Origin of the sequence: Pseudomonas alcaligenes (assembly GCF_014490745.1) — a bacterium.
Lineage (GTDB): Bacteria > Pseudomonadota > Gammaproteobacteria > Pseudomonadales > Pseudomonadaceae > Aquipseudomonas > Aquipseudomonas alcaligenes_C.
In genome coordinates, this window is sequence record NZ_LZEU01000001.1 from 4294593 (window position 1) to 4314327 (window position 19735).

The following is a 19735-nucleotide window of genomic DNA, read 5'->3' on the forward strand; positions in this document are numbered from 1 at the left end:
CTCTAGTCGGCGCTCACCGTGCGGCCGTCAGCCCAGGCGCGCAGGGCCGCCAACTCTTCAGCCATGACCACCGACAACGGTGCGGTGGCCTGGATGTTGTGCAGCAGCAGCGCCTGATCCACCGGCTGCTGGCGGGCCTGGGCGGCGTACAGGGCGCTGACCACCACCTGCTCGATTTCCGCCCCGGAGAAGCCCGCGCAGGCCGCTGCCAGCGCCGCCAGATCGAACTGCTCGGGCTCCAGCTCGCGGCGGCGCAGGTGGATGGCGAAGATGTCCGCACGCACTTCGGCAGTCGGCAGGTCGACGAAGAACAGCTCGTCGAAACGCCCCTTGCGCACCAGCTCCGGCGGCAGGCGGTGGATGGCGTTGGCGGTGGCGACCATGAACACCGGCGCCTTGCGCTCGGCCATCCAGGTCAGCAAGGTGCCGAGCACCCGCTGGCTGACGCCGTCGTCGTTGTCGCCGCTGGCCAGGCCCTTCTCCAGCTCGTCCATCCACAGCACGCAGGGCGCCATCTGTTCGGCCAGGCGCAGCGCCTCGCGCAGGTTGCGCTCGGTCTCGCCGAAGAACTTGTTGTACAGGCTGGCGAAGTCCAGGCGCAGCAGCGGCAGGCCCCACAGCCCGGCCACCGCCTTGGCCGCCAGGCTCTTGCCGCCGCCCTGCACGCCCACCAGCAGCATGCCCTTGGGCATGTCGGCGCTCTTGCCGCTGTGGAATACCGCCTCGCGCTCGTCCAGCCAGCGCTTGAGGTTGGTCAGCCCGCCCACTTCGGCGAAGCGCGCGGTGTCGTACTCGAAGCTGAGCACGCCCTCCAGGTCGAGCAGCTGGAACTTGGCCTTGTTCAGATCCGGCAGGTCTTCCTGGGTGATGGCGCCGTCGTCGCAGATCACGTTGCGCGCCAGCGCCCGCGCCTCGGCATGGCTCATGCCGCGCAGGTTCTTTACCACCTGCTGCAGGGTACGGTTGTCGGTGCGTACCCGCGAGCCGCGGTTGCGCTCGCTCCAGCGCGTGGCCTCCTCGCGCACGATGCTCAGCAGCTCCTCCTCGCTGGGCAGCGCCAGGCTGAAGCGCGCGGCATAGCGCTGCACTTCCGGCGGCAACTTGAGGCCATGGGAAACCAGCACCAGGGTCGGCTTGTGCGGCGCATCGCTCATCGCGATTTCCTTGAGCAGGCGCACCAGCTTGGGGTTGTCGGTGAGGAACGGATGCAGGTCGCACATCACGTAGAGATTGGCCGTGGGGTCGGCCTTGATCAGGCGCAGCGCCTGTTCCGGCTCGCGGCTGTCCAGCTCGCCCACCGGCTCGCCGCCGAAGGCCAGGCGCTGCAGGCCCTCGGTGACCGCCCAGGTGTAGATGCCGAGACCGCGCTTGACCGCCAGGGAGGTCAGGGTCTCCAGCACCCGCGGTTCGTCCCAGGACTCGATCACCACCAGTTTGACCCGGGAATCCAGCACCAGCCCCAGATCATGGATATCGTTCTTCACACTCGCTCCTTGTGCTACCGGTCGGCACCATTAAACTCGCAAAAGCATACCGAAAGACTCAGGAGGAAATCCCGTGGACTGTCTGTTCTGCAAGATTGCCGCCGGCGAAATTCCCGCCCGCAAGATTTACGAAGACGACCAGGTCATGGCCTTCCACGACATCGGCCCGCAGGCGCCGGTGCACTTTCTGGTGATCCCCAAGCGCCATATCGCCACCCTCGGCGACCTCGACGAGGCCGATCGACCGCTGGCCGGGCACCTGCTCTACACCGCCCAGCGCCTGGCCAGGGAGCTCGGCTGCGACGAGGGCTTTCGCCTGGTGATGAACTGCAACGAGCTGGGCGGGCAGACCGTCTACCACATCCACATGCACGTGCTCGGTCAGCGCCAGCTGCACTGGCCGCCGGGCTGAGCAGCCGCGACCTGTTGTCACCGGTCAAAAAACTGTCTGCGCCTTCAGGTAAACTGCCGACATGCTTCCCGTGGAGTTGGCCATGAGCAACGAACGCCAGTTTTCCCCCGTCGACCGCCTGCTGATGCAGGCCGATGCCGCCATGCGCACCCTGCTGCCGTTCAGCGGCGCGCCGGCGCGGCCGTCGCCGGCCATCGTGCAGAACGAGGCGCCGCTGAGCGACGAGGACGCCCGCCACGTGGCCGGGCTGATGCGCATCAACCACACCGGCGAGGTGTGCGCCCAGGCGCTGTACCAGGGCCAGGCGCTGACCGCCAAGCTGCCGGAAGTGCGCAAGGCCATGGAGCACGCGGCCGACGAGGAAGTCGACCACCTGGCCTGGTGCGAGCAGCGCATCCGTGAGCTGGGCAGCAGCCCGAGCCTGCTCAACCCGCTGTTCTACGGTCTGTCGTTCGGTGTCGGCGCGGTCGCCGGGCTGATCAGCGACAAGGTCAGCCTGGGCTTCGTCGCCGCCACCGAGGATCAGGTGGTCAAGCACCTGGACGAGCACCTGGAGCAGATCCCGGCGGACGACGCCAAGACCCGCGCCATCCTCGAGCAGATGCGCGAGGACGAGCAGCACCACGCCACCAGCGCCATCGAGGCCGGCGGCCTGCGCTTCCCGGCGCCGGTGAAGTTCGGCATGAGCCTGCTGTCCAAGGTGATGACCAAAAGCACCTACCGCATCTGAAACTGCGGACATGAAAAAGGGCGCCGATGGCGCCCTTTTTCGTTGCAGAAGAACTCAGCGCGGCATATTGCGCGCGTAGAAGATCTCCAGCATCTCGTGGCGCACTCGCTCTTCCACCTGCTTGCGCTGTTCGGCAGTCAGGTTGGAGGTGGCATCGCCGAACAGGTAGTTGTCCAGCTCGAAGTCCTTGAGCAGCATCTTGGTGTGGAACAGGTTCTCCTGGTACACGTTGACGTCCGTCATTTGATAGGCGTCCTGGGTGTCGTCGGAGAGGTAGTTCTGGATCGAGTTGATCTCGTGGTCGATGAAGTGCTTCTTGCCTTCCACGTCGCGGGTGAAGCCACGCACGCGATAGTCGACGGTGACGATGTCCGAGTCGAACTGGTGGATCAGGTAGTTGAGCGCCTTCAGCGGCGAGATCACGCCGCAGGTCGACACGTCGATATCCACGCGGAAAGTCGCGATGCCCGACACCGGATGGATTTCCGGGTAGGTGTGCACGGTGATGTGGCTCTTGTCCAGGTGCGCCAGGATGGTCTCTGGCAGCGGCCCGGGGGATTCCTCGATCTGGCTGGCGGTGGGCTCCACCGGCTGCTCGGAGATCAGGATGGTCACGCTGGCGCCTTGCGGGTCGTAGTCCTGACGGGCGATGTTCAGGATATTGGCGCCGATGATGTCGACAACATCGGTGAGGATCTGCGTCAGGCGCTCGGCATCGTACTCTTCGTCGATGTACTGCACATAGGCCTGCTGGTCTTCCGGCGTTTCCGCGTAGCAGATGTCATAGATGTTGAAGCTCAAGGTCTTCGTCAGGTTGTTGAACCCGTGGAGCTTGAGTTTGCTTTTCACCGTTGGAAACTCTCTTGTGGATGCGGCTCTGCCGCGTGATCGAGCATGCCCGTCAGCTGCGAACGACTCAGCTGCGTAGGACGGTTAACACCTCTTCGCGATGGCGATTGGTTTTGGTTTGGGGCGCTGGCCCCGAAAAGGGCCGCGCATTATGCAGATCGCCGGCCCTGGCGGCCAGAGTCTGCGCCCGCTTTGTGATAGCCGGGTGACCAGGCGCCGTCAGGCGCCCAGTTCGACGATCTCGTAGTCGTGGGTGATTTCCACGCCGGCCCGGCCGAGCATGATCGAGGCCGAGCAGTACTTCTCCGCCGAGAGCTCCACCGCGCGCTTGACCTGGGCCTCCTTGAGGCCGCGGCCCTTGACCACGAAGTGCAGGTGGATCTTGGTGAACACCTTGGGGTCTTCGTCGGCGCGTTCGGCCTCGAGGAAGGCCTCGCAGCTCTCGACCGGCTGGCGCGACTTCTTGAGGATGCTGACCACGTCGAAGTTGCTGCAGCCGCCCAGGCCGATCAGCACCATCTCCATCGGGCGCACGCCCAGGTTGCGCCCACCAGCGTCGGGCGGGCCGTCCATCACCACCACATGGCCGCTACCGGATTCACCGAGGAACATGGCCTCACCGGCCCATTGAATGCGCGCTTTCATCGCCTGGACTCCACTGCCCGAAAAAAGACGCGTAGCTTAACACAGGCCTCTGTGACGCCCTTCTCCGCGGCCCTGAGCAGACATTAACCGGCGCAGTGTTAGCTGCGTCGCAAATCGGCTTGCCGCACCCCGCCGGTCTGTTAAGCTGGCCGCGGATAACTGGCACACTTGTTCGGATAACTAAATAAAAAAACGCCTGCTGGACAAAGGCTTACTAATTCTTTTCGGGACTCGGGCATGGTCGCTATTACCCTTACACCAAAAATCAAGAATCTCGATAAACTCCTCGCGCACTGTCATCGCCGCCGCTACACCGCCAAAAGCACCATCATCTATGCGGGCGATCGCTGCGAAACCCTGTTCTTCATCATCAAAGGCTCGGTCACCATCCTCATCGAGGACGACGACGGCCGCGAGATGATCATCGCCTACCTCAATGCCGGCGACTTCTTCGGCGAAATGGGTCTGTTCGAGAAGGAAGGCAGCGAGAAGGAACGCAGCGCCTGGGTGCGCGCCAAGACCGAATGCGAAGTGGCCGAGCTGAGCTACGCCAAGTTCCGCGAGCTGACCCAGCAGGATCCGGAGATCCTCTACGCCCTGGGCAGCCAGATGGCCGACCGCCTGCGCAACACCACGCGCAAGGTGGGTGACCTGGCCTTCCTCGACGTTACCGGCCGCGTGGCCCGCACCCTGCTCGACCTGTGCAAGCAGCCGGACGCCATGACCCACCCGGACGGCATGCAGATCAAGATCACCCGCCAGGAAATCGGCCGTATCGTCGGCTGCTCCCGCGAGATGGTCGGGCGCGTGCTCAAGTCCCTGGAGGAACAGGGCCTGGTACACGTCAAAGGCAAGACCATGGTGGTGTTCGGCACCCGCTAAGGGGTACCGGCCAGAAAAAAGCCCGCCAATAGGCGGGCTTTTTCATTCGGCGAACAGGTAGGGCGGGTGAAACCCGCGGGACACTGGCCGCAAGCTGCCTGCGCGGGTTGCACCCGCCCTACGTCAGACACAAAAAAAGCCCGCCGATAGGCGGGCTTTTGGTCGGCACTCGATCAGTCCGGATCGGAGCCCAGCACCACGTGCTTGCCGTCGGGGAAGAACAGGCGCTTGAGCTCGACACCCGGATCCTCGGCGCGCATGAAGGCCTCGCCGACCAGGAAGGCATACACCTCGCTGATTTCCATCAGCTCCACGTCGGCGCGGTTGAGGATGCCGCTCTCGGTGACCACCAGGCGGTCGCGGGGAATTCGCGGCAGCAGGTCGAGGGTGATATCCAGGCTGACTTCAAAGGTGTGCAGGTTGCGGTTGTTGATGCCCACCAACGGCGTATCCAGGGTCTTCAGCGCACGCTCCAGCTCGTCGCCGTCGTGCACTTCCACCAGCACGTCGAGGCCGACATCCTTGGCCACGCTGGCCATCTCGGCCATGCGCACGTCATCCAGGGCGGAGACGATCAGCAGCACACAATCGGCGCCCAGGGCGCGGGCTTCGACGATCTGATACGGGTCGACCATGAAGTCCTTGCGGATCACCGGCAGCGAGCAGGCCGCGCGCGCCTGCTGCAGGTACTCGTCGGCGCCCTGGAAGAAGTCGATATCGGTCAGCACCGACAGGCAGGTGGCGCCGCCGGCCTGGTAGCTCTTGGCGATCTGCGCCGGCTGGAAGTCGGCACGCAGCACGCCCTTGCTCGGCGAGGCCTTCTTGATTTCGGCGATCACCGCTGGCTGCTTGCGCGCCGCCTGCTCCAGCAGGGCGCGGGCAAAACCGCGCGGCGCGTCGGCCTGGCGCGCGGCCGCCTCGACTTCGGCGAAGCTGACGCGGGCACGACGCTCGGCGACTTCCTCGAACTTGCGCGCAATGATCTTTTCCAGAACGGTAGGAAGGCTCACGCTTCGTTCTCCTGCTTGAACACGGCGGTGAAGGACACCAGTTCATCGAGTTTTTCCCAGGCCAGGCCAGTGTGCAAGGCATCCTGGGCCAGGTGCACACCTTCCTTGAGGCTGGTGGCGTGGTCGGCGGCATACAGCGCCGCGCCGGCGTTGAGCACGATCATGTCGGCGGCCTTCTGGCCATTCTCGGTCTTGCGCTTGCCCAGCGCGTCACGGATCAGCGCCAGGGAGTCGGCGGCGCCGCCCACGGTCAGGCCGATCAGGCTCTGGCTCTTGATGCCGAAGTCTTCCGGCTGCACGCGGTATTCGCTGACCACGCCGTCCTTGAGTTCGGCGATGTAGGTCGGCGCGGCCAGGCTGATCTCGTCCAGGCCATCCTGCGCATGCACCACCAGCACGTGCTTGCTGCCCAGGCGCTGCAGCACTTCGGCCAGCGGGCGGCACAGGGCCTGGCTGAACACGCCGAGCACCTGGTGCTTGACCCCAGCCGGGTTGGTCATCGGGCCGAGCATGTTGAAAATGGTGCGCAGGGCCAGCTCGCGACGCGGGCCGATGGCATGCTTCATGGCGCCATGATGGGCCGGGGCGAACATGAAGCCGACCCCCACGGACTCCACGCAGCGGGCCACCTGCTCAGGCTTGAGGTTCAGGTAGACCCCCGCCGCCTCCAGCAGATCGGCGCTGCCGCTCTTGCCGGAGACCGCACGGTTGCCGTGCTTGGCCACCTTGCCACCGGCCGCGGCGACCACGAAGGCGGCGGCGGTGGAAACGTTGAAGATATTCATGCCGTCGCCACCGGTGCCGCAGGTGTCGACCAGGCGCTCGGCGTTGATCTGCACCGGCGAGGCCAGCTCGCGCATGACCTGGGCCGCGCCGACGATCTCGTCGATGGTCTCGCTCTTCATGCGCATGCCCATGAGGAACGCGCCGACCTGCGCATCGGTGCACTGGCCGGTCATGATCTCGCGCATCACGTCCTGCATTTCCGCAGTGTTGAGGTCGAGCTGGTTGACCACCCGGTTGAGGGCTTCCTTGATATCCATGTCAGCGCACCCCGCCGGTCTGCTTGAGGAAGTTGGCGAACAGTTCGTGGCCCTGCTCGGTGAGGATGGATTCCGGGTGGAACTGCACACCCTCGATGTTCAGGGTCTTGTGGCGCAGGCCCATGATCTCGTCGACGCTGCCGTCGGCGTGCTGGGTCCAGGCGGTCATTTCCAGGCAGTCCGGCAGAGTCTCGCGCTTGACCACCAGGGAATGGTAGCGGGTCACGGTGAGCGGCTTGTTGAGGCCGTTGAACACGCCCAGATCCTGGTGGAACACCGGGCTGGTCTTGCCGTGCATCACCTGGCGCGCGCGCACCACGTCGCCACCGAAGGCCTGGCCGATGCTCTGGTGGCCCAGGCACACGCCGAGGATCGGCAGCTTGCCGGCGAAATGCAGGATGGTCTCGATGGACACCCCGGCTTCGGTCGGCGTGCATGGGCCCGGCGAGACCACGATGCGCTCGGGTTTCAGCGCCTCGATTTCGGCGACCGTCAGCTCGTCGTTGCGGATCACGTGGACATCGGCACCCAGTTCGCCCAAGTACTGCACCACGTTGTAGGTAAAGGAGTCGTAGTTGTCGATCATCAGCAGCATGGCAGGGGCTCCCTTACTTCTTGGCCGCAGGTACGGACTGTTCGGCGAGACTGACCGCGCGGAACATGGCGCGGCGCTTGTTCAGGGTTTCTTCCCACTCCAGGGCCGGCTGCGAGTCGGCGACGATGCCGGCGCCGGCCTGCACGTGCAGTTCGCCGTCCTTGATCACCGCAGTGCGGATGGCGATGGCGGTGTCCATGTTGCCGTTCCACGCCAGGTAACCCACGGCACCGCCGTAGACCCCGCGCTTGACCGGCTCCAGCTCGTCGATGATCTCCATCGCGCGCACCTTGGGCGCACCGGACAGGGTGCCGGCCGGCAGGATGGCGCGCAGGGCGTCCATCGCCGACAGGCCTTCCTTCAGGTGGCCGGTGACGTTGGAAACGATGTGCATGACGTTGGAGTAGCGCTCGATCACCATCTGCTCGGTGACCTTCACTGAACCGGTGCTGGAGACGCGGCCGACATCGTTGCGGCCGAGGTCGATCAGCATCAGATGCTCGGCGATCTCCTTGGCGTCGGACAGCAGGTCCTTCTCCAGCTCGATGTCGGCCTCTTCGGTGGCGCCACGCGGACGGGTGCCGGCGATCGGCCGTACGGTGACCAGGTTGTCCTCGACCCGCACCAGCACTTCCGGCGAACTGCCGACCACATGGAAGTCGCCGAAGTTGAAGAAGTACATGTAGGGCGTCGGGTTGATGCAGCGCAGCGCCCGGTACAGGTCGATCGGCGCGGCCTGGAACGGGATCGACATGCGCTGGGAAATCACCACCTGCATGCAGTCGCCGGCCAGGATGTACTCCTTGATCGCACCGACCGCCGCCTCGTAGTCGTCGCGCTTGAAGCTGGAGACGAAGTCCGGCTCCTTGCCGGCCGGCGCCGCCAGATCCACGCCCAGGCGCGGGGTGATCGGCTGGCGCAGCTTGTCCAGCAACTGGCCCAGGCGCGCCTGACCCTGCTCGTAGGCATCGCTGGCGGCCGGGTCGGCGAGGACGATGGCGTGCATCTTGCCGGCCAGGTTGTCGAACACCACCACCGCATCGGAAACCATCAGCAGGATGTCCGGGGTGCCCAGCGGATCCGGATTGGGGCTGGCGCCGAGTTTTTTCTCGACGTAGCGCACGCTGTCGTAGCCAAAGTAGCCGACCAGGCCGCCGTTGAAACGCGGCAGGCCACTGAGGGTCGGCACCTTGTAGCGCGCCTTGAACTGCTCGACGAAGTCCAGCGGGTCGGCGCAGTCGTCATGCCGCTCCACTTCCACCCCGTCGACGCTGATGCTGACGCTATGGCCGTGGGCACGCAGCACGGTACGTGCCTGCAGGCCGATGATGGAGAAACGCCCCCACTTCTCGCCGCCCTGCACGGACTCGAGCAGGTAGGTGTTGGGCGCGTCAGCCAGTTTCAGGTAGATCGACAGCGGCGTGTCGAAGTCGGCCAGGGTCTCGAATGCAAGCGGAATGCGGTTGTAGCCGTCGGCGGCCAAACGCAGGAATTCTTCGCGGGTCATGATCAGCCTCGTGGTATGAGGAGGTGAAACGGAGGTTGTGCAAACACGCCGGGACGGGCCGGCCGGAAGATGTCAGGCGCGCCAGCGCCAACGGGCCAGGGCCTTGAAGACATTCGTCCATTGTTTGCGGGCAACTACCACGATGCTGTCTCTGGGTGGCGGGTAAATCGGAGAGTCAGGCGACATTAGCTTAGCGTCGTCTTCCAGGCAACCACCTGGCAGCAGCTGGCGCAGGTCATCGAGCACCGCCGCCGGCTGTTCCTCGGCAATCGGCCGGCCGTGGTTGTAGCCGTAGCTCAAGGCCACGCAGGGTACGCTGGCGGCACGGGCGGCCAGCACGTCGTTGCGCGAGTCGCCGACGAACAGCGCCTTGTCCGCCTCGACGCCGGCCAGGCGCATGACGAACAGCAGCGCCGCCGGATCGGGCTTCTGCTGCGGCAGGGTGTCGCCGCCGACTATCCAGCGGAAATAGCGGCCCAGCTTCATCTCGTCCAGCAGCGGGGCGACGAAACGCTCCGGCTTGTTGGTGATCAGCGCCAGTTCCACGCCCTGCTTCTTCAGCCACTTGAGGGTGGCGCGCACGCCGGGATAGACGGTGCTCAGGTCGTGGCTGCCGGCATAGGCCTCATTGAACAGCTCGAGCGCCTGCTCGGTCTCGGCATCACCGACCGCGGCATGTTCGATGCCACCGGCCAGGGCGCGGCGTACCAGCACCCGGGCGCCGTTGCCGACCCAGTCGCGCACCTGCTCGACGCCGGCCGCCGGGCGACCGAGCTGCACCAGCATGCGGTCGATGGCAGCCGCCAGATCCGGTACCGAATCCACCAGGGTGCCGTCCAGGTCGAACATCACCAGACGCGGCAAGCGCCCGTCGAACAGATCAACAATCACGCGCGCACCTGGGCCAGTTCGGCGCGCATGGCGTCGATCACGGCCTTGTAGTCCGGCTGGTTGAAGATCGCCGAGCCGGCGACGAAGGTGTCGGCGCCCGCGGCGGCGATCTCGCGGATGTTCTGCACATTGACCCCGCCGTCGATCTCCAGGCGGATATCGCGGCCGCTGGCGTCGATCAGGGCGCGCGCCTCGCGCAGCTTGTCGAGGGTACCGGGAATGAACTTCTGCCCGCCGAAGCCGGGGTTGACGCTCATCAGCAGGATCATGTCGACCTTGTCCATCACGTACTTCAGCGCGTCCAGCGAGGTGGCCGGGTTGAACACCAGGCCGGCCTTGGCGCCGCCGGCCTTGATCAGCTGCAGGGAGCGGTCGATGTGCTCGCTGGCTTCCGGGTGGAAGGTGATGTAGCTGGCGCCGGCTTCGATGAAGTCGCCGATGATGCGGTCGACCGGCTTGACCATCAGGTGGGCGTCGATCGGCGCGGTGATGCCGTACTTGCGCAGTGCCGCGCAGACCATCGGGCCGATGGTCAGGTTGGGCACGTAGTGGTTGTCCATCACATCGAAGTGAACGATGTCGGCGCCGGCGGCGAGTACCTTGTCGACTTCTTCGCCCAGACGGGCGAAATCGGCGGACAGAATCGACGGAGCGATGGCGAAGGGTTGCATGACGACCTCAGGGCATGAATCACAGTGGCGCGATTGTAGCCTGAGTCGCTGCCTGAGGCAGTTGTCGTATGTCAGGAGAACGCCGAACAGCCCCTTCGCCCGGCTGGGGCGGGCGAAGGGGCTGGCGTCATCACTCGGGAGCGGCGGTACGCATCTTCTCGCTGCGCCCGCGCAGCCACTCCAGGGTCAGCAGCATGACGATGGAGAAGCCGATCAGCAGGGTGGCCGCCGCGGCGATGGTCGGGCTGAGGTTCTCGCGGATACCGCTGAACATCTGCCGTGGCAGGGTGGCCTGCTCGGGGCCGGCGAGGAACAGGGTCACCACCACTTCGTCGAACGAGGTGGCGAAGGCGAACAGCGCGCCGGAGATCACCCCGGGGGCGATCAGCGGCAAGGTCACCCGACGGAACGCCAGCAGTGGCGAGGCGCCCAGGCTGGCGGCGGCGCGTACCAGGTTGTAGTTGAAGCCCTGCAGCGTCGCGGACACGGTGATGATGACGAACGGCACGCCGAGCACCGCATGCACCAGGATCAGCGAGATGTAGCTGTTGCCCAGGCCCAGCGGGGCGAAGAACAGGTAGCTGGCCACCCCGACAATCACCACCGGGGCGACCATCGGCGAAATCAGCAGGCTCATCACCAGCGCCTTGCCACGGAACTCGCCGCGGGTCAGGCCGATCGAGGCCAGGGTGCCGAATACCATGGCCAGCACGGTGGCGGCCGGCGCCACGATCATGCTGTTGGTCAGCGAGCGCATCCATTCGGCCGAGCCGAAGAAGTCGGCATACCAGCGCAGGGAAAAGCCCTGCAGCGGGTAGACCAGGAAGCTGCCGGAGTTGAACGACAGTGGAATGATCACCAGCACCGGCAGGATCAGGAACAGCAGCACCAGCGCACACAGGCTGCGGTGGGTCCAGAACCAGGCGCGTTCCACCGGCGATTTGTAGGGACTCAGCATCTCGATACTCCTCTCAACCCAGACGCAGGCGACTGGCGCCCACCAGCCAGCTGTACACCACGTAGAGCAGCATGGTGGCCAGCAGCAGCAGGCCGCCGAGGGCCGTGGCCATGCCCCAGTTGATGGTGGTGTTGGTATAGAAGGCGACGAAGTAGCTGATCATCTGGTCGCCCGGGCTGCCCAGCAGGGCCGGGGTGATGTAGTAGCCGATGGACAGGATGAACACCAGCAGGCAACCGGCGCCGACGCCGGCCAGGGTCTGCGGAAAGTACACCCGCCAGAAGCTGGCGAACGGGTGGCAGCCGAGGGAAATCGCGGCGCGCATGTAGCTCGGCGAAATGCCCTTCATCACACTGAAGATCGGCAGGATCATGAACGGCAGCATGATGTGCACCATCGCCACGTAGACCCCGGTGCGGTTGAACACCAGCTGCAGCGGCTGATCGATGATGCCCATGGCCATCAGCGCGCTGTTGATCAGCCCGCCCGACTGCAGCAGCACGATCCACGCCGCCACCCGCACCAGGATCGAAGTCCAGAACGGCAGCAGCACCAGGATCATCAGCAGGTTGCTGGTACGGGTCGGCAGGTTGGCCAGCAGGTAGGCCAGCGGATAGGCCAGCACCAGGCAGATGGCGGTGATCACCAGGCCCATCCAGAAGGTACGGGCGAAGATGTCCAGGTAGATGGCCTGATCCGGAGTGGCCGGGGCCAGCTCGCCGAGGTCGTCGATGCGATGATCGAGGGCCGCCAGCAGGTAGTAAGGGGTCAGGCCGCTGTCGTTGCGGCGGATCACCTGCCAGTAGGCCGGGTCGCCCCAGCGCTCGTCGAGGCTCTCCAGGGCATCCTTGTAGGACGCCGGCTCCTGCTTGAACGGCAGGGCGCGGCCGGTCTTGGCCATCAGGCTGCGGTAGCCGGCCAGCTCCATGTTGAGGCGCTTGGACAGGTCGCCAATCGTCTGGTTCTTGCGCGCATCGGCGAGGTCGAGGGCCAGCGCCTGGTAGGCCGCCTCTTCCGGCAGGCCGCGCCCATCCCAGGCGCCGATGGCTTGTACGGTGCGCGGCAGGGCCTGCACCACTTCCGGGTTTTCCACGCTCTTGTAGAGCAGGATGCCGATCGGCAGGAGGAACACCAGCACCAGGAACACCAGCAGCGGCAGGATCAGCCCCTGCGCCTTGAGACGGTTGATCCGCTCGGCACGGGCCAGCTTCTGCTTCAGGGTGAGGCCGGCAAATTCGGTGAGGGAGACGGTTTCAGCCATCGCTAGCTCCGCTAAATCTGGCCGCGCGAGGCGGCGGAAAAAAGAGATGAGGGGGCGCCCCGGGCGCCAGCCTCACCCCAGACCCTCTCCCGCAGGAGAGGGGTATTGCAGGTCATGCACCGGGCTTACTTGGCGGCCCAGGCGTTGAAGCGCTGTTCCAGCTGCTCGCCGTAGTCGGCCCAGAAGGTCACGTTCATCGCCACCTGGTTGGCGATGTTTTCCGGGGTGGTCGGCATGTCCTTGAGCAGGCCCTTGGTCGAGCAGCGCCACGGCGTTCTTGTTGGCAGGGCCGTAGGCGATGTTCGACGAGTAGATCTTCTGCTGCTCGGGCTGTACCGAGAAGGCGGCGAAGGCCTTGGACGCTTCACCGTCCTTGGCACCTTTCGGAATGGCCCAGGAGTCGAAGTCGTAGATGCCGCCGTTCCATACCACCTTCAGGTTGCTCTCCTTCTGCACGGCGGCGATGCGGCCGTTGTAGGCGGAGCTCATGACCACGTCGCCGGAGGCGAGGAATTGCGGCGGCTGGGCACCGGCTTCCCACCACTGGATGTTCGGCTTGATCTGGTCGAGTTTCTTGAACGCGCGATCCTGGCCTTCCTGGGTGGCGAGCACGGTGTAGACATCCTTCGGTGCCACGCCGTCGGCCATCAGGGCGAATTCCAGGGTGTACTTGGCGCCCTTGCGCAGGCCGCGCTTGCCCGGGAACTTGGCCACGTCCCAGAAATCGGCCCAACTGGTGGGGGCGGCGGACAGCTTGTCGGCGTTGTAGGCGAGCACGGTGGACCACACGAAGAAGCCCACGCCGCACGGCTGGATGGCGCCTTCGACATAGTCCTCGGCCTTGCCGAACAGGGCCGGGTCGAGTTCCTCGAACAGGCCTTCGTCACAGCCGCGCGCCAGTTCCGGCGACTCCACTTCCACCAGGTTCCACGACACGCTGTTGGTGTCGACCATGGCTTTGACCTTGGCCATCTCGCCGTTGTACTCGCCGGCGATGACCTTGCCTTTGCCGGCCGCTTCCCACGGCTGGTAGAAGGCCTTGGTCTGGGCGTCCTTGTTGGCGCCACCGAAGGAAATCACCGTCAGGTCGGCGGCCAGTGCTTGCCCGGCGCAGGCCAGGCCGAGGGCCAGGGCGCCAAGACGGAAGGTAATGCGTTTGCTCATTTGTTGTTATCTCCTGGAATGGCAGGTTTGGGTGAGACGCAGGTTCAGTCCGCGGTCAACGGGTCGAGCGCGCGGACATGCTCCACATGCCAGCCGAGCGGCACCACATCGCCCACGCCCAGGGCGGGGTCGAGCTCGGCGATCGGCTGCTTGACGAAGAAATCGGGCTTGCCACACACCTCCAGACGGATGCGCACGTGATCGCCCAGGTAGATGAACTCCTCGACACGACCGGAGAAGCGGTTGGCGCACTGCTCACTGGCGCCGTTGAGACGCACGCGCTCGGGGCGGATCGACAGGGTCACCGGTTCACCGGGCGCGCCGACATTCACCGCCAGCGCCTCGACCTTCTCGCCACGCGCCAGGCTGACCACGCAGCGTTCGCCGTCACGGCTGAGCAGCTGGCCACTGATACGGTTGTTCTCGCCGATGAAGTTGGCGACGAAGGTGTTCTTCGGCGCTTCGTAAAGTTCGCGCGGCGGAGCGATCTGCTGGATCTCGCCCTGGTGGAACACCGCCACGCGGTCGGACATGGTCAGCGCCTCGCCCTGGTCGTGGGTCACGTAGACCACGGTCACGCCCAGGCGCTGGTGGATGTGCTTGATCTCCATCTGCATGTGCTCGCGCAGCTGCTTGTCCAGCGCGCCGAGCGGCTCGTCCATCAGCACCAGCTGCGGCTCGAACACCAGCGCGCGGGCCAGTGCCACGCGCTGCTGCTGGCCGCCGGAGAGCTGCGCCGGGTAACGGTTGCGGAAGTTGTCGAGCTGCACCATGGACAGCGCGCGTTTGACCCGCTCGCTGGTGTCGGTCTTGTTCATGCCGCGCACGCTGAGCGGGAAGGCCAGGTTCTCGGCCACCGTCATGTGCGGGAACAGCGCGTAGTTCTGGAACACCATGCCGATGTCGCGCTTGTGCGGCGGCACGTTGTTGATCGCCCGCCCGCCCAGGAGGATCTCGCCGGCGGTGGGGGTCTCGAAACCGGCCAGCATCATCAGGCTGGTGGTCTTGCCGGAACCGGACGGCCCGAGCAGGGTGAGGAACTCGCCCTTGCGGATATCCAGGTTGAGGTCTTTGACGATCAGGTTCTCGCCGTCGTAGCTCTTCTGCACGCCACGAAAGCTGACGAGTACATCGCTGGAGGAAATCTCGGCCATCACCGCACCTTTAGTTCTTGTCTGCCGTGCTCTAAGCCTAGAAAGAGCCACAGCCAGCGCAAATCGGGCGGTATGAGAGATTGCTATAAGGTTTAGAGACGATGCGCTGTAGGGATCGCCCTACAACGCATCCAGCGGCTCAGCGTTTGGCCCACTGCTCGAAACGCTGCTCCAGAACCTGGCCATTGGTGGCCCAGAAAGTCGCGTCCATGCCCACCGCCTGCGCCAGGTTCTGCGGCGCCGTGGGCAGGCCGGCCAGCACCTGCGGATCGAGCTGGGCGGTGGCCTGGTTGTTCACCGGACCGTAGGCGATGCGCTCGGCAAACACCTTCTGCTGCGGCGCCTGGCTGGCAAAGCTGACGAAGCGCTTGGCCTGCTCGGCCTTCCACACGCCCTTGGGCAGGGCCCAGTAGTCGAAGTCGTAGATCCCGCCGTTCCAGCTCAGCGCCAGCTGCGGCTGCTGGCCCTGGGCGGCGGCGATCCGTCCGTTGTAGGCCGAGCTCATCACCACCCGGCCTTCACCGAGGGCCCGCACCGGCTCGGCACCAGCCTTCCACCAGACGATCTGTGCCTTGAGCTGGTCGAGCTTGCGGAACGCCCGCTCGACCCCGGCCGGAGTGGCCAGCACCTGGTACACCTCGCGCGGCGCCACGCCGTCGGCCATCAGGGCGAACTCCAGGTTGTACTTGGCGCCCCAGCGCAGGCCGCGTTTGCCGGGGAATTTCTGCACGTCCCAGAAATCCGCCCAGCCGGCGGGATGCCCGGCCAGCTTGCCGCTGTTGTAGGCGAGCACCGTCGACCAGACGAAGATGCCCACGCCGCACGGCTGCAGGGTGCCCGGCACGTAGTCGGCGGGGTTGCCGAGCATGCTGCTGTCGAGCGGCTCGAACAGGCCTTCGGCACAGCCGCGGGCCAGCTCCGGTGCCTCCACTTCAACCACGTCCCAGGACACATGGCTCATCTGCACCATCTGCCGCAGCTTGGCCAGGTCGCCGTCGTAGGAGCCGCGTACCACCGCCGTGCCGGTGGCCGCCTTGAACGGTTCGTAGAACGCGGCGTGCTGGGCATCCTTGTTCGCCCCGCCGAAGGAAATCACCGTCACGTAGTCCGCCCACACCGGCGCGGCACTGCCCATCAGCCCCAGCAGCAGGCTGGCCTTGATCACTCTTGTCATTGTTGTTGCCCCCATGCAGACCATTGCCAGAATCCCTCGAAAACGCCTGCAAGCACCGTTGCAGAGCGGCCGAAGAAAAAAGGCGACCAATCAGCCACAAAACGACCGACAAGTAAACATGGAAAGCATCGAGACGTGCACAGCGTCCCCGTCGGCCGCTGCCGCGAGTCACGCTGGCACAGGCTGCACCGGCATTAGAGCAGCTTGTGCTCCACCGCGTAGCGCACCAGGTCGGCCACCGAGTGCAGGTTGAGCTTCTGCATCAGGCGCGCCTTGTGGGTGCTGATGGTCTTGCTGCTGACCGACAGCTGCTGGGCGATCTCGTTGACCCCCTCGCCCTGCACCAGGCGCTCGAACACCGAGAACTCGCGCTCGGAGAGCAGCGCATGGGGCGGCCGCGAGTCGGTCAGGCCGACCTCGAAGACCATGCGGTCGGCCAGCTCCGGATCGATGTAGCGACCGCCGCTGGCGACCTTGCGGATCGCCGTGAGCAGCAGCGCCGGGTCGCTGTCCTTGGTCGCGTAGCCGGCGGCGCCGGCCTTGAGGGCACGGGCGGCCATCTGCGCCTCGTCGTGCATGGACAGCACCAGGATCGCCGGCGCCTGGTGCAGCGCGCGGATCCGCGGAATCGCTTCCAGGCCGTTGACCCCGGGCATGGAGATATCCAGCAGCACCACCTCGCAGGGGGTGTGGCGCAGGGTCTCGAGCAACTGCTCGCCATTGCAGGCCTCGCCGGCCACGGCGAGATCCTTGGCCAGGCCGATCAGCTGCTTGATGCCCTCGCGGACGATGGTGTGGTCTTCGGCGACCAATACGCGAATCACGACGCTAGTACCTCTTGCTCGACTGCAACCCTGACGCTGAGCGTGGTGCCCTCCCCCGGCTGGCTGTCGATCTGCAGACTGCCGCCAAGCATCAGCACGCGCTCGCGCATGCCGACCAGGCCGAAGGATTGTGCGCGTACCGCGCTCGGGGCGAAACCCTGACCATCGTCGCTGATGGTCAGGCACAGCTGCCCGCCCTCCACCGCCAGGCTCACTTCCACCGTATGCGCGCGGGCATGCCGCATGACGTTGGTCAACGCCTCCTGCAGCACGCGGAACAGGCCGATGGCCTTGGCATCGGACAGCGCCGGCAGCTGCTCGGGCACCAGCACCAGGCAGGGAATCTGCGTGCGCGCCTCGAAACGCCGCGCCTGCCACTCGATGGCCGAGGCGATGCCGGCATCGAGGATCGGCGGGCGCAGCGCGGTGGCCACGTCGCGCACCAGCTGGAACAGGTTGGCGATCAGTTTCTTCATGCTTTCCAGGCGCTCGCCCAGCGCCGGGTCGAGGCCGGCGAAGGCCAGCTCGCACATCGAGGTCTCCAGCTTGAGCACGGTGAGCACCTGGCCCAGTTCGTCGTGCACCTCGCGGGCGATGCGCGCCTTCTCCTCCTCCCGCACGCTCTCCAGGTGCGCCGACAACTCGCGCAGCTGGGCGCGCGACTCGCCCAGCTCCAGCTCGATGGCCTTGTTCTCGCTGATGTCCCAGACCACGCCGTCCCACACCACATGGTCGCCACCCAGGTGACGGGCGCTGGCCTTGATGTCGGCCCAGCGCTGGCGACCGTCGCGGGTGAGGATGCGGCCCTGCCACTGCCAGTCGCTGGCCGCCGCGATGGCCGCATCCTGGGTGGCGTGGTAGGCCGCGCGATCCTCCGGGTGCACCAGGCTGCGGATGCCGAAGTCGGCCGCCATGATCTGCGCCGCCGGATAGCCCACCAGCTGCTCGGCGCCCTCGCTGATAAAGGCGAAGTCCACCGGCGCGCCGGGCAGCGGGCGCTCCAGGCGGAACACCAGGCCCGGCACGTTGCCGGCGATGCCCTTGAGGCGCGCCTCGCTCTCCTCCAGGGCGGCATGGGCGCGGCGGCGCTCGGTGACATCGGTGAGGTAGGCCACCAGGTATTCGCCATCGCGAAAGCGCAGGAAGCTCAGCGACACGTCCACCGGCAGCAGGCTGCCGTCGGCGCGCAGGCAGTTGCTCTCGAAGCTCAGCGCGCCCTCCTCCTGAGCGCGCACCCGCCGCCACAGGCCCAGCCAGCGATCCATCCCCAGGCCCGGCTCGATCTCCTCCAGCGCCCGCTCGACCAAGGCACCATCGGCATAGCCGAGCATCTGCGTCACCGCGCGGTTGGCGTAGCGCACCCGGCTGTCCCAGTTGACCCAGAGAATGCCCACCGTGCTGTGGTCGATGGAGAACTGCGCCAGGCGCAGCGCCTCCTCGGCCACCTCGCGGCGGGCCAGGGTCTGCCGTGCCTCCAGCAGCAGGCGTTCGAGGCCGCTGCGCTGGCGGCGCAGCACCGCCAGCAGTACCGCGCAGAGCAACAGCAGGGCGCCGAGCAGCAGACCCAGGCTGCGCCAGAAGCGCGCCGACTCGCCCCAGCCCGGGGTGCGCGCACTGAGCCAGCGCTGCTGCAGGCCCTCCAGCTGCTGCGCCGGCAGCTCGCGCAGGGCACTGTCGATCACCGCGGCCAGCTGCGGCCAGTCGCGCCGCGTGCCGATGCGCAGCAGCTGCGGCAGGCCGACATCGCCGACCACTGCCAGGCGGGCGAACTCGCTCTCCTGGGTCAGCCGGCTGAGCTGCGCCTGATCCACCACCGCATAGCGCACTTCCTGCGCCAGCAGGGCCTGCAGGGCCTGGCGGTCGGAAGCCTGGCCGCGCAGGTTGAGGTTGAAATAGTTGCCCTTGAGGTAATCGGCGATCGGGCTGGGCATGCGCACTGCCAGTGCATCGCCGGCGCCGAGCTGCTCCAGCTCCACCGCACCGGTGCCCTGGCGCTCGCCGACCAGCAGGTGCGGCACGCGCAGATAGGGATCGGAGAACAGCCACAGGCGCAGGCCGGCGGGCGTCTGGCTGAGGCCCGGGGCCAGGTCGATGCGCCCGGCCTGCAGCGCTGCCTCCAGCGCCTTCTGGTCGGCGAAGCTGTGCCAGACCAGTTCCACCCGCAGGCTGCGCGCCAGCAGATCCATCAACTCGACACTGAGGCCGGACAGCTGCTGCTGGCGACGCACGTACTGCGCATGGGGCGCCTGCAGTACCACGCCCACCCGCAGCCGCGGATGCTCGGCGAGCCAGGCCCGCTGCTCCGCCGGCAGCGCCAGCTCGGCAGCCGGCGCCGCCTGCAGCCAGGCCGAAGCGAACAGCAAGCAGCCCCACAGAAGAACTCGAATCATGCGCCCACGCCCATGCACCACCTCGATGGCCCTACCTTAACCCGGCCGCCTATCCGGCGCCTGACAAACCCACGCCCAGGGCTTAGGCTGC

General features: G+C 66.1%; 18 protein-coding genes and 1 pseudogene. 3 read left to right on the top strand and 16 right to left on the bottom strand.

What is annotated here, in order from left to right:
* Nucleotides 1-2: 2 nt before the first annotated feature.
* A complete protein-coding gene (locus A9179_RS19730) occupies nt 3-1484 on the bottom strand; it encodes an AAA family ATPase (protein WP_187807896.1) in 1482 nt (493 codons plus the stop codon).
* A gap of 73 nt (nt 1485-1557) precedes the next feature.
* On the opposite strand from A9179_RS19730, the gene A9179_RS19735 reads away from it, so the two are divergent.
* Entirely contained in the window at nt 1558-1896 is a 339-nt protein-coding gene (locus A9179_RS19735) for a histidine triad nucleotide-binding protein (protein WP_187807897.1), read from the top strand.
* 82 nt (nt 1897-1978) lie between these two features.
* A complete protein-coding gene (gene coq7, locus A9179_RS19740; RefSeq protein WP_187807898.1) occupies nt 1979-2626 on the top strand; it encodes a 2-polyprenyl-3-methyl-6-methoxy-1,4-benzoquinone monooxygenase in 648 nt (215 codons plus the stop codon).
* A gap of 54 nt (nt 2627-2680) precedes the next feature.
* Here coq7 and speD read toward each other — a convergent pair whose 3' ends face one another.
* Nucleotides 2681-3475: an adenosylmethionine decarboxylase gene (gene speD, locus A9179_RS19745; RefSeq protein ID WP_187807899.1), complete on the bottom strand. Its 795-nt coding sequence runs from the start codon at nt 3473-3475 to the stop codon at nt 2681-2683.
* A 219-nt stretch (nt 3476-3694) separates the two neighbouring features.
* The gene (locus A9179_RS19750) at nt 3695-4120 is read right to left on the bottom strand and encodes an OsmC family protein (protein WP_187807900.1); all 426 of its coding nucleotides are present in this window, start codon (nt 4118-4120) and stop codon (nt 3695-3697) included.
* A gap of 237 nt (nt 4121-4357) precedes the next feature.
* Between A9179_RS19750 and crp the strand changes: the two genes are divergently transcribed.
* Nucleotides 4358-5002 (top strand): cAMP-activated global transcriptional regulator CRP, encoded by a 645-nt coding sequence (crp, locus tag A9179_RS19755; protein ID WP_187807901.1) that lies wholly within the window; start codon nt 4358-4360, stop codon nt 5000-5002.
* Nucleotides 5003-5175: 173 nt separating this feature from the next.
* Here crp and trpC read toward each other — a convergent pair whose 3' ends face one another.
* From trpC to A9179_RS19820, 13 genes and pseudogenes are all read right to left on the bottom strand, one after another.
* The gene (trpC, locus tag A9179_RS19760; RefSeq protein ID WP_187807902.1) at nt 5176-6012 is read right to left on the bottom strand and encodes an indole-3-glycerol phosphate synthase TrpC; all 837 of its coding nucleotides are present in this window, start codon (nt 6010-6012) and stop codon (nt 5176-5178) included.
* On the bottom strand, nt 6009-7055 hold the full coding sequence (gene trpD, locus A9179_RS19765) for an anthranilate phosphoribosyltransferase (protein WP_187807903.1): 1047 nt from the start codon (nt 7053-7055) through the stop codon (nt 6009-6011). Before trpD ends, trpC begins: the two co-directional genes overlap by 4 nt.
* A 1-nt stretch (nt 7056) precedes the next feature.
* Complete coding sequence (locus tag A9179_RS19770; protein WP_187807904.1) at nt 7057-7650, bottom strand: aminodeoxychorismate/anthranilate synthase component II; 594 nt, start codon at nt 7648-7650, stop codon at nt 7057-7059.
* A gap of 13 nt (nt 7651-7663) precedes the next feature.
* Nucleotides 7664-9157 carry an anthranilate synthase component I gene (gene trpE, locus A9179_RS19775; protein WP_187807905.1) on the bottom strand — a complete coding sequence of 498 codons (1494 nt, stop codon included), beginning with the start codon at nt 9155-9157 and terminating at the stop codon, nt 7664-7666.
* A gap of 72 nt (nt 9158-9229) precedes the next feature.
* Complete coding sequence (locus A9179_RS19780; RefSeq protein ID WP_187808639.1) at nt 9230-10006, bottom strand: phosphoglycolate phosphatase; 777 nt, start codon at nt 10004-10006, stop codon at nt 9230-9232.
* 38 nt (nt 10007-10044) lie between these two features.
* A complete protein-coding gene (gene rpe / locus A9179_RS19785) occupies nt 10045-10719 on the bottom strand; it encodes a ribulose-phosphate 3-epimerase (RefSeq protein ID WP_187807906.1) in 675 nt (224 codons plus the stop codon).
* Between the two features lie 130 nt (nt 10720-10849).
* Entirely contained in the window at nt 10850-11677 is an 828-nt protein-coding gene (locus A9179_RS19790; RefSeq protein ID WP_187807907.1) for an ABC transporter permease, read from the bottom strand.
* Nucleotides 11678-11690: 13 nt separating this feature from the next.
* Nucleotides 11691-12938, bottom strand: coding sequence for an ABC transporter permease (locus A9179_RS19795; protein WP_187807908.1), 1248 nt, complete (start codon nt 12936-12938; stop codon nt 11691-11693).
* Between the two features lie 125 nt (nt 12939-13063).
* Nucleotides 13064-14102: pseudogene (locus tag A9179_RS19800) on the bottom strand (ABC transporter substrate-binding protein).
* A 44-nt stretch (nt 14103-14146) separates the two neighbouring features.
* Nucleotides 14147-15256, bottom strand: a complete 1110-nt coding sequence (locus A9179_RS19805; protein ID WP_187807909.1) for an ABC transporter ATP-binding protein — start codon at nt 15254-15256, stop codon at nt 14147-14149.
* 139 nt (nt 15257-15395) lie between these two features.
* On the bottom strand, nt 15396-16430 hold the full coding sequence (locus A9179_RS19810; RefSeq protein WP_187807910.1) for an ABC transporter substrate-binding protein: 1035 nt from the start codon (nt 16428-16430) through the stop codon (nt 15396-15398).
* 194 nt (nt 16431-16624) lie between these two features.
* Entirely contained in the window at nt 16625-17254 is a 630-nt protein-coding gene (locus tag A9179_RS19815; protein WP_187807911.1) for a response regulator, read from the bottom strand.
* Nucleotides 17251-19644, bottom strand: a complete 2394-nt coding sequence (locus tag A9179_RS19820) for a PAS domain-containing sensor histidine kinase (protein ID WP_187807912.1) — start codon at nt 19642-19644, stop codon at nt 17251-17253. Before A9179_RS19820 ends, A9179_RS19815 begins: the two co-directional genes overlap by 4 nt.
* Nucleotides 19645-19735 lie beyond the last annotated feature (91 nt).